Source organism: Bacillus cereus group sp. MYBK216-1 (genome assembly GCF_051916495.1).
Classification (GTDB): domain Bacteria; phylum Bacillota; class Bacilli; order Bacillales; family Bacillaceae_G; genus Bacillus_A; species Bacillus_A thuringiensis_K.
The window spans coordinates 143,101-158,663 of record NZ_JBQAGT010000009.1 but is presented as its reverse complement, the minus strand read 5'-3'; the positions used below and the strand labels follow the sequence as shown (position 1 = coordinate 158,663).

Genomic DNA, 15,563 nt, shown 5'->3' with positions numbered 1-15,563 from the left:
CGGACATATACTATGGTAAGGTCGGCATCCAAATGACCCAAATAAATACCCACGCCAAGAAATAAAACTACAAAGTATTTCTTGGCACCTTTTACATAAAACAAATAAATTATTAAAAATGTACAAACCTAATTAAAAATTTACAAATATAATATATCCTACCTCTCTTATCATCTTAAAAAGGGATTTATTTTATATAAATCCCTTTTTAAGTATTTAAATACCTAATATAATCTATATAACATAATAATTCCTAAAAACAAAATAAGATAAGAGCCCTCCCCTCTTATCTTTTATTTATATTTATTTAAAGTGTTATTAACCTACGCGTCGAACACTAATAACATCTAAGCTTGTCACATTAAGAGTCCCAGCAGCATCTACCCAAATAAGAAATCCATCCTCTACACGAATAAAGACGCCTGTTCCATCAATCGCAGTTCCGCCTGAAAAAACTGTAATTCTGTCGCCTTCTCGTAAACCATCTAATCTTCTATTACCCACTTCGCTCACCTCCTCATGGTCCCTATTTCTTCGGTTTCTATTACATTCAACACATTTACATTATTTAAAATGCTATTAAACTACGCGCCGAACACTAATAACATCTAGGCTTGTCACATTAAGAGTCGCAGCAGCATCTACCCAAATAAGAAACCCATCCTCTACACGAATAAAGACGCCTGTTCCATCGATCGGACCTCCGCCTGAAAAAACTGTAATTCTGTCGCCTTCTCGTAAACCATCTAGTCTTCTATTACCCACTTCGCCCACCTCCTCATGGTCCCTATTTCTTCAATTTCTATTGCATTCAACACATTTACATTATTTAAAATGCTATTAACTTACACGTCGGACACTAATAACATCTAGGCTTGTCACATTAAGAGTTCCAGCAGCATCTACCCAAACAAGAAATCCATCCTCTACACGAATAAAGACGCCTGTTCCATCAATCGCAGTTCCGCCTGAAAAAACTGTAATTCTGTCACCTTCTCGTAAACCATTTAATCTTCTTCGCCCTTCAAGATTTCTCTGTTCTCTTACTTCCTCACGTCTTCTTCTTCGATTTCTATTACATACATCACATTCACATCTACGTTCAAAAGACATTTAACATACCCCCTTTTCCCTAAAAAATTTATTTGCATTATATAATATGAAAGAAATAAATTAATTGATTAGACTTACTTCCTCTATCAAACATCCAATTTACTAATTTCCAAAAAAAATTCACTAATTTTAACAATTGTACAAGCCATTTTGTATTACCTGCATACATTAACAATGAGATGATTAACATCTTACTATACTCCAAATCCCAAATTACCTGTTCGTTAGCTATCTTTAAAAAATAGAAAAAAGGTCAGTTTTCAACTGACCTTTTTTCTATTTTCTAAAGATATATATTTTGGAAATTAAACACCCCTTACTTATAAATACATATATTATATAGTGCTCCAACACACTACTAAATAAAACTCCACTAACAAAGAAAGAACTTATTTTCTATCTGTCAAGAATTTAGGTTCTTTTTTACCGTTTAACATCTATTTATATAAATAATAAATTTTTAATTCCCTCCCATAATTTATGTAAGACTATCATTCAAAAATCACCAGTCCAAAAAGCGGCAGGTGAAAGGCTATTTTTCTAATTTCTATCATTATTTATTGTTTTCATTTGCTAAAATCTACAAAGATGTCAGAATGTTGGAAAATCCTAAAGGGTTTTCCGACACTCTGAGAAAAGGACGCTTGTGAGAACGTCCTTTTTTATTCCTTTAGAAGGTAAGTTACCTTGTTTAAAATAGCTTCAATTTGTTGTGCATTTTTACTATACATTTCACTTGCCGTTTTTGATTTCGTTTCTAAAGAAAATAGTTCAAGATCAGCATGGCATTTTTTTAAAGATACTAATAATAAAGGTTTGTTTTGAGGAGAATGCATTTGGAGTTTATCATTATAAATGTCGATAGTAAGTTGTCCGTATGAATCAACTTGACCGAGAAAGACATTTTCAATGACAACACCGAGTTTTTCTAGTTCTGAATGTAACCAAGCGCGGTTATGTCCACTAGCTGAAAGAGGTTCATCTAGTACATTTCCGTCCATAATAATAGTTTGTGGTTCCTTTTTATTTGGTACTTTCAAGCCAATATCTTTTGCTGTTAGTGGTTGAGATTCTTTCTTTAATAATACATTTAATTCTCCGCTTGGTTCTAAGACGGCAAATTCTACTTCGGATATACTAAAAGCTCCGTTTCTTCTGAGAAGTTCAAGTAATTCATCACTGGTATACTTTTCTTTCTTTAAATTATCCTCAAGTATTTTGCCATCCTTTATTAAAACTATAGACTTACCTTCAAAGAAATCTCTCGCGGCTTTGTTTTTTAAGGAAAGAATTCCTACGAAAAAAGGTACCGAAGCGAAAATAAGTATGGCAAAGACGCCATGGAAAATTTTTTGGTCTAGCCCTGTAGATACTTGAGCGGCGATACCACCAATTGTCATTCCAGCTATGTACTCGAAAAAGGAAAGTTGAGAGATTTGCCTTTTTCCTAAACATTTTGTGATAGTAAATAAAACAATTAATATGAATAGAGAGCGGAGAATGACAAGCGTCCATTCGGGTAGGTGAGACATAGTAATTTCCTCCAGTCTATTTAAACCCCTTTATATTGAGGTTCTTCACGTTCTAATACGGAAACTCTAGCCTTTAAATCAGCAATGCCTGTTTTTACATTTTTACTGGTTCCGTTGGAGGTACATTGTTATCACTAATTTAAACAAGTCATTTATTTAGTAAATCCCATCATAATTTTGGTATTTTTTGCTTTATTAAAGAGGTGTTTGACCCCAATCAAAAATATTTTTTATCCTTAGTAATCTGATTAGCTAGCAGAAAATAGAAAATAAGACTAATCAAACATACAAACACCATTGTAAGTGGTGCTTGTATGTTTGATTAATTATTTATTGAAGTAACATGTAACTAATTAATGTTCTATTAAGTTGGATAAAGGAATTTCTTGTTCATTATTAGGTTCATTAAGAGGATATATTCTAGCTGTTTCATTATTTTCAGCCACATTTTGAATATAAATTGGAACTCCATTATACGTTACATTAGCCATGACTGGTGAAGCGGCAATCTCTTGTGCTCTTTGTTTGTTCATTATAATGACCTCCTTTTGATTTGTAACAGTTATAATATTTACTACAAACTACTTAAGTATTCTTATTACTCAATAATAAGTAAACAGGGAGCTAGTTTTAAAATCAAGATGCTTAGCATGAGTACTCCGAAAAGGTGAGTAGCATGAGTACAATGACTTTTGTTAGGAAATAAAAAGTAACTTTATAAATTTCTGAAATGTACCCATAAACAGAAAACACCTCTTGTACCATATCTAATAAAATAAGGTATAAGAGGTATTTTTTCTTGTTTTATTCTATTGGGTTACTCTATATCGTTCTCCTATATTTAAGAATCCGCTGTAAGCCAATAATAATCTTTATATTAACCTGTTATTGATTATTCTTTTCTTGAATTTCTTCAGAAGGTTCTTCAGTTGGATCTGGCTCATTCTCATCAACGCCATTGCAACCGCACAAGAAACCTACAGATAAAATAGTAGACATGATAGCAAGTAGATATTTTCTTTTCTTCAAGTGATTATTGCTCCTTTCAAATAAATATTTATGTTATTATCATCCGCCTAAAAAAGAATATGCTATATCATTCCCGACATTTTTTCCTTTATATCAAATTTAATAATTAAGGGATTAACTAAATGTCTGTAGTTTATTCCAAAACATATCTCAAGAAAAAGTTACTTTAGTAAAAAAATGTGAAAGATTATGTACTGCGATTTATCAAAGATATCGTCAGGAATGTTTCAAATCTACAAAAAATATTTTTCTATATACATTTATAATCCAGGTAACAAAAGAATTAAATAAATATGAAGTACTGCCAATAACTATACTGGTTAAGATTCCTATGAAGGCACTTCCTATGATATCAAATGGATAATGATGCCCTAACCAGATACGTGAGAACCCTGTCAAAATTGCTAAAAGCCACATGATTGAGCCAAATAAACGTTCACGAAGTAAGACGGAGGTTGCTAAGGCAAATGCTATGGCTGTATGTTTACTAGGAAATGAAGAATTATTCTTTGATGGAATAAGTAAACGCACACGGTGTATAACAAACGGACGAGGTTTAAAATAAAAGAACTGGATAAAACGGTTTATACATAATGAAAATCCTACTGATACCCCTGCAAATAAAATAATTTTTTTGTAAGATTTGTTTCTAAACCACATTAAGGCTAACAAAAAAATGTACAGGAATCGAGTCTTTTGTGAAATAAATATCATAAATGTATCTATGGTTGAATTACGCCCAGCTAGACGATTGATAGCCTTAAACATTTTGTAATTCATGCAAATGCTCCCCCTTGTTTTTGAAATGTTTATATAAATATAATGCCCTCACGAAAGAGAAATATGTAATGCGCATGTCCTTTCTTATTATTCTGCTCGATATAAATAGATAAATAATATATAGTTGCAAATCGAACATGTTAACGTGATAATGCTCCTCCTACTGGTTATGTACATTTTTAGTTTAGACACAAAAATTTGTAGAAAGCATACTTCCCTATATTCCCTTGGCATTCTTAACTTGACATTGATATAGAGCTACACCTTTTAGAGCAGTTTACGAAGGCTGTAAATGTTATTTCTTACTGAAAAATAATAGTTAAGTTTAGGTACGGGAATCATGCTGTGAATATCTACTAGGCAAGATCACTTTCCTCATTAAAAAAGCTATTCTTAAGTGTGAACTAAGGCAAACAGTTCTAAGTACTCTGTATACGAAACTACGATTTTTCAAATACTTTAAGTAGAAAGCCTTTCAATAGGAGTGAAAAAGGTGATAAGAGACAAAAGTAAAATGATTCATCTATTTTTATTATTAATTGTTACAACAGTTTTTATATGGTCCGTTATTAAGCCTGCCAGATACTCGACATGGGCAGCGGAAGCTATTCCCGCCGTTCTCGGTCTAATCTTTATAATTGCAATATACAATAAGTTTCGCTTTACCACTCTCTCTTATATCATTATTGCAATACTAGCTATTATAATGTTCATCGGTGGTCATTACACATACTCAAAGGTTCCACTTTTTAATTGGATAAAAGATGCTTTTGATTTAAATCGAAATCACTACGATCGATTTGGACATTTGATAAAAGTTTTTTTTACAATTGCGATAAGAGAAATATTATTACGGAAAACTCAACTAACCGAAGGTTCTTGGTTAGTTACGATTAGTATAAGTGTTTCACTTGCTATTGCTGCATTATACGAAATCATCGAATGGTTAGCTTTTAGAATAGCAAAGGGAGGAAAAGCAGCAAAAGACTTTTTAGGTACGCAAGGCGATATATGGGATGCACAATGGGATATGTCACTTGTCTTAGTAGGTTCGATTCTTGCGTTACTCACCTTTTCGACATTACATAACCGATTATTAAAAAAGAAGTCATAAAGTTCCAATCTAATAATACATAACTTTTCATTTCCTTTTTGATTTTTTATAAAACTATTTTGCGCATTTTAGTAAAAAACACTTAGGTAATATTAGGAGGTTCCGGTTTAAAAATCAAGAATTGTTAGTATAAGTTGGCATCATAAATTTCTATAAAATATCGCATTATAAATTATGTGAAATTGAACCTAGTGTTTCTTTTACGATTTTTTTACAGGGGGGACAAAAATGAATATTCTTAACTTCTTGATTTCATTTTTCAATTCTAAAAAAATAACTCAACAAATGTTTGAGTTATTCGGAAATAAAAAGAAGAATAATAAAGGATGGATTTGGGCTTCTTTACTAGGATTAGGAACAATTTTGGGATTATTAGCAACACGTAATTCAAGTATGATGAGACCTACAAAACATACGTTCCAAGGTTTTCAAAATAAAACAAGAACATTTATTCCATCCAAAGTAAACTTGGCAAATATAGAGTTTGCTGATGAAATTAAGCCTAATACACAAAAGAAACAAAGTAATCCAAACTAGTAACTGTTACTACTAACAGACAACAACCTTATAAAAAAGCAAATAGCCGGTTTCTTGTTTTACAGGAAATCGGCTAATCTGTTTTAATACGTAAAATTTTCTTTTTTTGATATGGTGATCCGAATTAAATTTTCAACATCTCCACTTGTTAATTGTTATGTATCTTCCTTTAACTCATACCGTTATCCTTTTTGAAAATATAAATTTCAAATCACCTTTAGGATTTAAGATAATACTTTATGATTTAAGAACTTCTTTAGGCACCTTAGACTGAGTACAAACAAACTGCTCAATCATTTGATTTAACTCTGTAGCCGCTTTTGTTGGTATTTGATGTTTTGCACCAGTAATAAATCTTAATTCATTACATGGCAATTCTTCATGTAGTAAGTTTGCATGACTATAAAAAGTTTTGTCATTTTCACCATAAACCAACAACATAGGTAGATGAATGTCTTTAAGTTGATTGGTACAATTATATTGCAAACTGTAGCGATAATATTGTTCGATATTTTTGGCATTACCTTTCCGAGCTTCTCGAAACATTTTTTTGAATAATTTATTTGTATTGGAATTACCCCAAGAAATGGCAAATGCTAAAAATGAAATTGCTCTTGCCTTCGCCAATTGAACACCAAGAGAAATCTTATTTTTTAAATAGCCTTGACGCACTTCTGACATTCCACCTATTAGAATCCCACCTAAACTATTTTCGGAATATGTTAATAAAAATTCCAAGGCAACTGAGCTTCCTGTTGAATACCCACATACAAAAGACTTTTTTATTTCCAGATAATCCAGTAAACTCTTCATATCTTTAGCAATTAGTGAATACGTAATTGGCTGACTTGAACTCTGACTGTTGCCATGTCCTCTAACATCAAAAGCGATTACTTTGAAATTTCTAGATAATTCTTCTAGTTGATATTCAAAATTTTCACAGGTAAGTGTAGGTGGGTGGATAAAAATGATAGGCGTCCCTTCTCCCTTTGCTATGTAGTAAAGGTTACACCCCTCTACATCTAACTTTGGCATGTATTGAATCACCTCAACAATTTATAATCTCTTAGTAAAAGCTACTGATTTCATAAGTATTTCCCCCTTAATAATTTGTATAAAAAGAAAGAAATATACTCCCTTTCTATTTTGTTAAAGGATTCAATATTCATTTCCCTCTTCACAAAAGATAAAATGTTAAAAAAGTTCATTTTGATCTACGAAACATTCTAAACATTTAAGACAGATATATACATGTTTCACTAGTCACTTTTGGAATAAAGCTTTTAATACTTTTTATTCCTGCATAGCTCTCCTCAACTCGCTTATACTATAACTGTAACTTCAAGTTCCAAATTATTACTCAGTACGCGTGGGCTGTCTTTTTACTACACATAGTTAATTTACTTAGTTGCTCGAAATGAAGGTTATTAAACGTTCTACACCTCTAAAAATATCGAATAGTAGAATATTATGGTATTAAGTAATCTTAAAAAGGTGATTGATATGAAAAGATTTCTAATTTTGTATGCCTTATCTTTAATTTTAGCGGGATGTTCAGAAAAAACACCCTCTCTTAAAAAGAATGAATTACAAGTTAAACAAAAAGATAACAAATTGACTCAAAATACAACACATTCATTTCCAAAAAGTAAACCCTTACAACCATCCCCCACTTCATCCACTAAAAAAAACATTTTAGATGTGCCGCTTATATCGCAAAAGCCAGAATTAAAATATGGATGCGAAGTTACAAGCTTAGCGATGGTATTACAGCATGCAGGCATTAAGGTTAATAAAATGGATTTAGCTAACGAGATAAAAAAAGATTCTACCCCACTGTCTACAAATAAAAGTGGAGACATCATTCAATGGGGAGATCCTAAAGAAGGCTTTGTTGGAGATATAACTGGGAAAAATAAGGGATACGCTGTCCACGTTCAACCGTTACAAGAATTAATGGAACGTTATCTTCCAAATCGTACAGTAAACTTAACAGGAAAAACTTTTAATACTGTGTTAGCTCAAATTAAGCTCGGTAAACCTGTGGTAGTATGGACTACAGGAGATTATCGCCTTCCAGATAGATGGGAGTCTTGGAAACATGATGACAAAAAAATTACAGCTCCTTTGGATCTACACGCTGTTGTTATTGTAGGTTTGGAGGACAAATACATTTATATAAATGACCCATTAACTGTGAAAAAAGGACATAAAGTGAGCCAAGATATCTTCATTCAATCCTGGGAAGCATTAGGGAAACAAGCATTATCATATCGCTAATCCAAATTTGCTAAATATCTAATATTTTTATTAGTTGCATTCTTTCTATATAACAAATAAAAAGGTCATTTAATGATAAACATAATTTGTATATAGAAGTACAAAAAATAAAATACTTTTTAAACCCGTTTTCATTTTGCATACTATTTCTAATGTGATTTATACTATGTATGTAACTGAAGGTTACAAATCATTGCTGTAAGCGTGGGCTTGTTATGTGTAATAAAGCAGTTAGTTCCATTTACTAATTGTTTTATTGCACAATATTAAGGTTATTACAATTTAACTAAAAATCACTATTTTCAAGTAGGAGACCGCCAAAACGACAAAGTTAGCTTCTTATTTGAAAAAAGATAAGAAGTGAGCTTTTTTCCACTACTGATAATGAGACGTTATGTTAACCTCACATGTATGAAATATACAGGGATTTATAACTTGATATAGAACATAAAAAGGAGGAGTTTATACGGTAAATAAGGGGATATACATGTGGAATTAGAATCCAAGATTAAAGCAATCGTTTTAGACTTAGATGGTACTTTTTTAAATTCATAAAAGAAAGTGTCTGAAAGAAATAGAAAGGCTATACTGGAGTGTCTGAAGAAAGGAATAATGGTTATTTTTGCTACAATAAGGGCGCCACGATCAGTTAAAGTTTTTCTTCCTCACGAACTTCAAGACATTGCAACTGCGATTTACTACAATTGAGCTTTGGTAGTAGATAACACATTAGGTTACAGACAACATTACCCGATTGAATCAGCTATCACAAATAAAACTATAGAATTTGTTATTACTCACCAGGCTGATGCATGCCTTTCAGTTGAATCGGAAGATATATGGTACAGTAATAAAACATTGGATTACAACAAAACCATGAATGCAGTTGTAAATCCAATTGTAGTTTCATTAAATGAATTAAAAAAGTTAGTGCTTCGAAATTCTTAATCTCACAATAGCCTCACTATGAAAAACTACAAAAACAGTTTATGCATAAAGTAAGTACGCTATGTATCGATGCAGAAACTTTAACTCAAATCATGGCACAAGGTGTTTCTAAAGAACGAGCTATAAGAGAAAAAAGAGCGGAATGAAGTATTCTCCTCGTAGTAAACGACTTAGTGGTATTGATGTATATATGACACTCCCCCTACAGATATTGTCCCGATGGGACGGGTACATGACTGGTATTCTTGGCGTTTGCAAATCGAAAGTTTATTTAAAACGTGGAAATCATTCTTTCAAATTCATCATTGTAAAAAGATAAAACCACAATGATTGAAGTGCCATTTATATGGTCAATTGATTGCCATTCTATTCTGTTCCTCTATTATGTTTCAAATGCACCAATTGCTTCTCACAAAGAAAAAACAAGAGCTTAGTGAGTATACAGCCATATATATGATTAAAGACTATTTTCTTCTTTTATTCCAAACTTTACAAAAAACAACCAAGAGCTATCAAAGATGTTACTCCGTCTGTTTAATCTCCTGCAGCAAAATGGGCGGAAATCTCATCGATATGAGAAAAAAAGATCTTTGATATATTAATTGTCGTTTATAATTGTACCATGTCTGAAAATCAAGTCACTTAATTCAAAAAAGTGAAACCCGTTAGGGTTTCTTTCGTATGCAAATCTTTCATTCATCTACATTTTCCCTTTAGAAAAAAGAAATAATCTCGCTTAAAATTGATTTTGTATAAGCTTAGCTTGATAGTGATATGGTGCCACTCCTATTCCTCAAAAATCCTATTGATATATGACATATGCTCATTTTGGAAAATTCCTTACCAAAAAGAAGCATATATGATGAAGAGGACATATTTTAAACTATATTCCATTGGAAAGGTGCGGAAACGTAAATGAATTTACATTACAAAAAAAATTTCATTATAACAAGTACGCCTTATTTCCCACATATTAATTTATCAGGCCTTCCTGAAGTAACTAGAATATCTTTATGCTTTTCTAAAACTCCAAAAATGAAAAAAACACCAAAATCCCCCAAATCAAAAACATTATACTTTAGGCAATTTATAGAGCATAAAATCCAGTTAGTTCCTCCTGCAAAAAAAGGAACCATCAAAGTTGATAGACAAATATTTACTACGATTGAAAAGGTGTGTTCAGAAGTAGTCACTATTTCGGGATTTATCCGTAAGACTATTACTTATACAGCTTTAGCTTATAACAAGGTAATTCCAAACTATAGGATCCAAGGTGATGTTCCCTTTCAAGGTCTTATAGAATCAAAAGACATTAAAGAGGAGCATCAATTTAGCATCATCGAAGAAAAAATACTCGGCAATGTTTTTACACGTGAAGCTAACTTTGAAAATCCAAAGAAATTTCAAGTATACAAATCACCCTTTGCTTTCAATTTTATAGAGAAAGATGCAGTCAAAGTTTCTATAAAAATGAGTACTTAGTAATTCATATTCTCTTATCTTGAATATGAAATTAGCTCATTACAAAGTCTAACTTTGCAATTACTGTTCTTTCTAACATAACTTGTTATCTACTGAAAAAGCATTTTCAAATGAATTCAATACCTTATGTAGAATTTAAACTAATTATTTTATTTGAAAGAATAAGTAAAAAAGATGAATTTAACTCTGATAGTACAACACCTATTTACCTTGATAGAAAGTTAAATAGAACTAGGGGAAAAGTTTCAGAGTTAATGAACGGTTTAATAAAAAGGGATTATTAGCAGTTGCAGAAACTAGAACAAATACCGAAGATAGTCGTATTGTTACAACTCATACATGGTTTGTAAATCCCAATATTATCTGCTGTTCTTCAAAAGAGCGAGTAAGTAGATAGAGTAACTCAAAAAATTTATAAAACCACTTAATAGTTTTGTATCTAAATATAATGAAAAATATATGCTACCAATTTAAAGGATTATATTTTTAGGGTTACACAACAAATCTTTACAAAAGCATTACATGATATTCAACTTGAAGGAAATAAGAAAAGGTATACATTACCTGTATATTTATTTAAAAAAGTGCAATAGATATTGCACTTTTTTAAAACTAAAAATCATGAACCTTTTTACCAATGGTTACGATGACAGCAAATAAAACATTTACAAAAATGATTATGGTGTTTATGTTCACAACGATGATTACGATGTTTTTGCTCACAGCGATGATTATGATGCTTATGCTCACAACACTGGTTATGATGTTTATGCTCACAACGATGATTACGATGCTTATGCTCACAACACTGGTTATGATGTCTATGCTTACAGCAATCATTATTCCAATTCATTTTTATACCTCCTATCAAACAAGAGTTATATTATTCTATGTTTTAATAGGAAACATGCTTGTTTACTAACCTATATTAAATTCAAAAAAACTTCTATGATTATTTTTTTTAGAGAGTTAACATAACGCAATATTAATAAAAGGAGTTTTTTATCCTTTTTTTGGGAATACAATTATAAAACAGGCTTTTCTACTTGATTAATTTGTCTATATTCTGAGATTGAACTACACCCACTTTCACTTCGTTTAGAAGAAGGGGGGATTCCTAAGTAAAGTGTTCTAACGAACTCTAATTGATTAGGCTAACCCCGCAGTCCTTGCGGTTAGAAGCCTTATCGCTTCATTCTTTAGATTGATACTTGCGTTAATATCCCTATCATGGTGTGCACGACAAGAAGGACAGTCCCATTTACGTAGGTTTAGATTTTTAACGTCTTTGTTTTGATATCCACAACAGGAACATAATTGGCTGGAAGCAAATGATTTCGATACGACAATGACTTGTTTGCCATACCATTTTGCTTTGTATTCTAACATGTATCGAAATTGTAACCAAAATACTTCACTAATTGCTTTGGCTAACTTATGGTTCTTTAACACACGTTTAATTTCAACTGCTGGAGGATCTAATGGAACATCGGATTCTACAACAATTTGAATTGTTCTTTCAGCTAATACAACTGGGATTTTTACAATCGGTGTTCCTGGAGTAGTAATTGGTGTTGCAGGTGCATCACTGAATGGTGTTTGAGTTTGTCCTACTGCCTGACAAGGTACATGGATTGGACATTGTTCGCTCATATTATCTAATCTCCTTTTGAAATCACTTTAGATTTTTAAAACTGTTCAATGGCAATATATTCGTTTTTTTATTGATATATAAACTTGTATAATAGGTTTTATTCTTTGTTTTTTCAGATATTTTATTGGCTTTCCCATTAAAATTTTTAAAGTAGCAGATTCCGGGTTGAAAAATGAGTAAGTGGATTTTAACTACGATCTGAACAGATGGATCTTAAGCTGTGCGTTAATTTAAACACAGCTCTTTATAATATCCCTTATAAAATTTAACATAATCATACATTTAGTTTGACCTTGAGTCACTTCACCCTTTGGATATTTAACAAAATAAGGAAATTAATCGTAGAAGTTAGGATTTAGTTAATATAAATCGATTCGCCTACTCTGACTATTAAAAGCATCACAAAAAACAGGGATTTCTTATCCAACCTCTTTATTTACAACTACAAATTTAGACCTCTTCCACTTCTTTACTATCTTCTTAGCCCCTTTGCTGACTTTAAAACGAAAAAGGAAACGATAATACCAGCTAAAAGGTCACCATAAGCTGCATATGGAATTGGATATATGTTATTTATTAAATCAATTTCAATTATCTTAGTTCTATATTTTCAGCCTATAAGAGTTACAATGCCAATTCAAAAGTTAAACTTTTCTAGTTTAAGATTGATTTAAAGATTATATTTTTTACAAATATAAATTCATTGAAAAAATAGTAAATTATATTTCGGTTTTAGCGCTGATTAATGAGTAATAAGTGCACCATTCCTCTCTATTTACCTATATTTAAATTTTCATAATTTATTATGATATAGATATTATCTAAAAGCGTTTTGTGCAAAATGAGCAATTGAAATCTTCCGGAATCCACATCAAACTCTGTATATTCTCATCTCACTCAACTATTCTTTTTTACCTCATACCCTTCTTTTTCAAGAACATCCGAGTATTTTCTAAGGGTACTGCCACTTACTCCTAACCAACCATATACCTCATTTGCGGTTTACACTATCTCCATTCCTGCCATAGCGCTACTCCACCTCCTATAAGAGTAATGTTTATTTTCCATTTCTAATAAATTTGCTTGCTGTACCTTATTAATTTCTTATATTCTAGTCCAAAAATAAAATATAAAATACATGAGCCTTTTATCGCCATCTCTACAAATGCTAATGATGCAAGAGGAATGATAAAAACGGACGCTTTCGCCACAACTAGGGTAAGTGCAACAATTGTATCCATATAAAACAATGTTTGATTATAAAAAAGAAGCTATGTTGAATATTCTTCGACATAGCTTTACTATATTTCATTATTATCGACTAAATCTAAGGACTGTTAGAGTATTTACTCCTTGTACAAATAAATTAGGATTTCCTACAGTTACTCGAACTTGGTATCTAACATCAAAAAGTAGCGTTGTTGGAACATCTACATGTGAAAAAGGAGTTTGAATTTGATCATCATCACCTTCATTATCAATTTCAAATACTTGTGTATAAATGACCTGAGGTGTTCCTGATAATGGAGATGTTCTTGTAATGGTTAATGTAACTGTTGAAAATACATTGTTATTGTTATTTAGACTGACGATACCACTCAGCCATACACGGTCGCCTGTATTTATTTTATCAAAATTTACTGTTAAAATTGCAAGTGGTGCCGCTGGAGCAGGAGGAACGAGTATGGGAGTAGTAATTAATCTTTCATCATATTGGAATTCGATAGATTCTTTATTATGGCTATGGCAAGATGAACCTTCATAGTACTTATCATAGCCTTCACCACAAGATGAGCTTTTATAATATTTGTATTTTCTATCATAATAGTTTCCTATTGTAATCACCCTTTCTAGATTAGAATATATAATTCTATATAATTTATTCATGAAAAAAAAAAGAGATTGTACTATATCCTATTGAATCTATAAAGGTTACAACATTTATAAAAAAGTTGCTATACTCTGTCATTTGCAATTAAAGACTTCGAAATGAGTTTTAATCAAACTTTATTTCAAACTAACATAAACAAGGAAACGTAGATTAAAGGAAAAAAAGAGATAGCTTAATTGGAGTGCCCTCTGACAAGTAGACAGTATTTAAAAAGCGCAACTAAGCAACCTGAGTTCTATATTTATATGGACACAGGTTATTTAATTTCTTTTGAAATCTTTGATGATTATAAAAATGTATATATTTGCGTACGGCAAGTTTAACCTCATTCGCTTTACGGAATGAGGTTAAATAAAAACACTCTGCCTTAAAGTGACTGAAGAAGTTTTCCATGCAAGCATTATCCCAACAGTTGCCCCTTTGAGACATACTTGCCTTCATCTGATATTTTTTTAAGTAATTGGTTATATTGACGAGATGTGTACTGGAATCCTGGATCACTATGCAAGAGGATTCCCTTCACATGTCGTTTTTTCTTTGCCTTTTTAAGGGTATCTAAAACAAGCTTTAAGTCATTTCTACGACTGATTTCATAAGCAACAATCTCATTATTATATAAATCCTTAATGGCAGATAAGTACAAGCGCTGTCCATTGAAAATTAAGTAGGTAATATCTGTTACCCATTTCTCATTTGGTCTTGAAGCTTGAAAGTCTCTATTTAGATGGTTATCTGGAATCAAATACGCCTCTTTTTTTCCGTAATAAGGTCGTTTTTTCCTAATTATAGCTTTGATACCTAATTCACTCATTAATCTTTGGATACGCTTATGATTCAAATGAAAATTATATGTGGCTTTCAGCCACACTTGTATTCTTCTATATTCATAAATCCCTCTTAGTTTTGTATGACACTCCAATATTTTTTTCTTGAATGCAGTGTCCGCTAATTTTCTTTTAGAAGGCACTGCGTGTCGCTTTATCCATTTGTAATAGCCACTTCGGTTTACACCAGCAATGGCACATAATAGAGTAACTGTATATCCTGTTTCTAACATCTCATTCTCCGCTTCTAATCGCTTAATCTTAGCCTCTGAATCTTCAGGTTTCGTTCTTGGTCTACCTAAACCGAGACCTTTTGCTTTCCCACGTTTTTCTTCTAGTCCTTTGTGTCTTTTTATATGCTTTGTTCCTTTAATCAATA

The 15,563-nt window shown here is 31.7% G+C and carries 16 protein-coding genes and 4 pseudogenes; 7 read left to right on the top strand and 13 right to left on the bottom strand.

Going from position 1 to position 15,563, the window contains the following annotated elements; translation table 11 throughout:
• Positions 1-318: 318 nt before the first annotated feature.
• From ACTFRH_RS24830 to ACTFRH_RS24805, 6 genes are all read right to left on the bottom strand, one after another.
• On the bottom strand, positions 319-513 hold the full coding sequence (locus tag ACTFRH_RS24830) for a hypothetical protein (RefSeq protein ID WP_374221663.1): 195 nt from the start codon (positions 511-513) through the stop codon (positions 319-321).
• Between the two features lie 66 nt (positions 514-579).
• The gene (locus ACTFRH_RS24825) at positions 580-765 is read right to left on the bottom strand and encodes a hypothetical protein (protein WP_000528326.1); all 186 of its coding nucleotides are present in this window, start codon (positions 763-765) and stop codon (positions 580-582) included.
• 75 nt (positions 766-840) lie between these two features.
• Positions 841-1,113, bottom strand: coding sequence for a hypothetical protein (locus ACTFRH_RS24820; RefSeq protein WP_000007381.1), 273 nt, complete (start codon positions 1,111-1,113; stop codon positions 841-843).
• 662 nt (positions 1,114-1,775) lie between these two features.
• Positions 1,776-2,645, bottom strand: coding sequence for a DUF421 domain-containing protein (locus tag ACTFRH_RS24815; protein ID WP_061884955.1), 870 nt, complete (start codon positions 2,643-2,645; stop codon positions 1,776-1,778).
• Positions 2,646-2,998: 353 nt separating this feature from the next.
• On the bottom strand, positions 2,999-3,178 hold the full coding sequence (locus ACTFRH_RS24810; RefSeq protein WP_001041681.1) for a small acid-soluble spore protein H: 180 nt from the start codon (positions 3,176-3,178) through the stop codon (positions 2,999-3,001).
• 712 nt (positions 3,179-3,890) lie between these two features.
• Entirely contained in the window at positions 3,891-4,454 is a 564-nt protein-coding gene (locus tag ACTFRH_RS24805; RefSeq protein ID WP_001107035.1) for an undecaprenyl-diphosphatase, read from the bottom strand.
• Positions 4,455-4,947: 493 nt separating this feature from the next.
• Between ACTFRH_RS24805 and ACTFRH_RS24800 the strand changes: the two genes are divergently transcribed.
• Positions 4,948-5,568: a DUF2238 domain-containing protein gene (locus ACTFRH_RS24800; RefSeq protein ID WP_000617408.1), complete on the top strand. Its 621-nt coding sequence runs from the start codon at positions 4,948-4,950 to the stop codon at positions 5,566-5,568.
• 228 nt (positions 5,569-5,796) lie between these two features.
• Entirely contained in the window at positions 5,797-6,105 is a 309-nt protein-coding gene (locus ACTFRH_RS24795; RefSeq protein ID WP_001023779.1) for a hypothetical protein, read from the top strand.
• A gap of 237 nt (positions 6,106-6,342) precedes the next feature.
• On the opposite strand, the gene ACTFRH_RS24790 is transcribed toward ACTFRH_RS24795, so the two are convergent.
• Positions 6,343-7,140: an alpha/beta fold hydrolase gene (locus ACTFRH_RS24790; protein ID WP_001125135.1), complete on the bottom strand. Its 798-nt coding sequence runs from the start codon at positions 7,138-7,140 to the stop codon at positions 6,343-6,345.
• Positions 7,141-7,608: 468 nt separating this feature from the next.
• On the opposite strand from ACTFRH_RS24790, the gene ACTFRH_RS24785 reads away from it, so the two are divergent.
• From ACTFRH_RS24785 to ACTFRH_RS24765, 5 genes and pseudogenes are all read left to right on the top strand, one after another.
• Complete coding sequence (locus ACTFRH_RS24785; protein ID WP_000819586.1) at positions 7,609-8,385, top strand: C39 family peptidase; 777 nt, start codon at positions 7,609-7,611, stop codon at positions 8,383-8,385.
• A gap of 612 nt (positions 8,386-8,997) precedes the next feature.
• Positions 8,998-9,093 (top strand): hypothetical protein, encoded by a 96-nt coding sequence (locus ACTFRH_RS24780; protein WP_231122460.1) that lies wholly within the window; start codon positions 8,998-9,000, stop codon positions 9,091-9,093.
• A gap of 364 nt (positions 9,094-9,457) precedes the next feature.
• Positions 9,458-9,979, top strand: a pseudogene (locus tag ACTFRH_RS24775) (transposase); the annotation flags it as partial.
• 269 nt (positions 9,980-10,248) lie between these two features.
• Positions 10,249-10,815 (top strand): hypothetical protein, encoded by a 567-nt coding sequence (locus ACTFRH_RS24770; RefSeq protein WP_001048815.1) that lies wholly within the window; start codon positions 10,249-10,251, stop codon positions 10,813-10,815.
• Between the two features lie 637 nt (positions 10,816-11,452).
• Positions 11,453-11,737 (top strand): hypothetical protein, encoded by a 285-nt coding sequence (locus tag ACTFRH_RS24765; protein WP_000258377.1) that lies wholly within the window; start codon positions 11,453-11,455, stop codon positions 11,735-11,737.
• 227 nt (positions 11,738-11,964) lie between these two features.
• Here the strand turns inward: ACTFRH_RS24765 and ACTFRH_RS24760 are convergent.
• From ACTFRH_RS24760 to ACTFRH_RS24735, 6 genes and pseudogenes are all read right to left on the bottom strand, one after another.
• Positions 11,965-12,267: pseudogene (locus ACTFRH_RS24760) on the bottom strand (RNA-guided endonuclease TnpB family protein); the annotation flags it as partial.
• Positions 12,268-12,959: 692 nt separating this feature from the next.
• Positions 12,960-13,061, bottom strand: a pseudogene (locus ACTFRH_RS24755) (cation-efflux pump); the annotation flags it as partial.
• A 308-nt stretch (positions 13,062-13,369) separates the two neighbouring features.
• A pseudogene (locus ACTFRH_RS24750) lies at positions 13,370-13,495 on the bottom strand (DUF3967 domain-containing protein); the annotation flags it as partial.
• A gap of 288 nt (positions 13,496-13,783) precedes the next feature.
• Complete coding sequence (locus ACTFRH_RS24745) at positions 13,784-14,314, bottom strand: hypothetical protein (RefSeq protein ID WP_003303918.1); 531 nt, start codon at positions 14,312-14,314, stop codon at positions 13,784-13,786.
• 265 nt (positions 14,315-14,579) lie between these two features.
• Positions 14,580-14,753, bottom strand: a complete 174-nt coding sequence (locus tag ACTFRH_RS24740) for an IS3 family transposase (RefSeq protein ID WP_374221661.1) — start codon at positions 14,751-14,753, stop codon at positions 14,580-14,582.
• Between the two features lie 7 nt (positions 14,754-14,760).
• Complete coding sequence (locus ACTFRH_RS24735) at positions 14,761-15,561, bottom strand: IS3 family transposase (RefSeq protein ID WP_003303920.1); 801 nt, start codon at positions 15,559-15,561, stop codon at positions 14,761-14,763.
• Between the last annotated feature and the right edge of the window lie 2 nt (positions 15,562-15,563).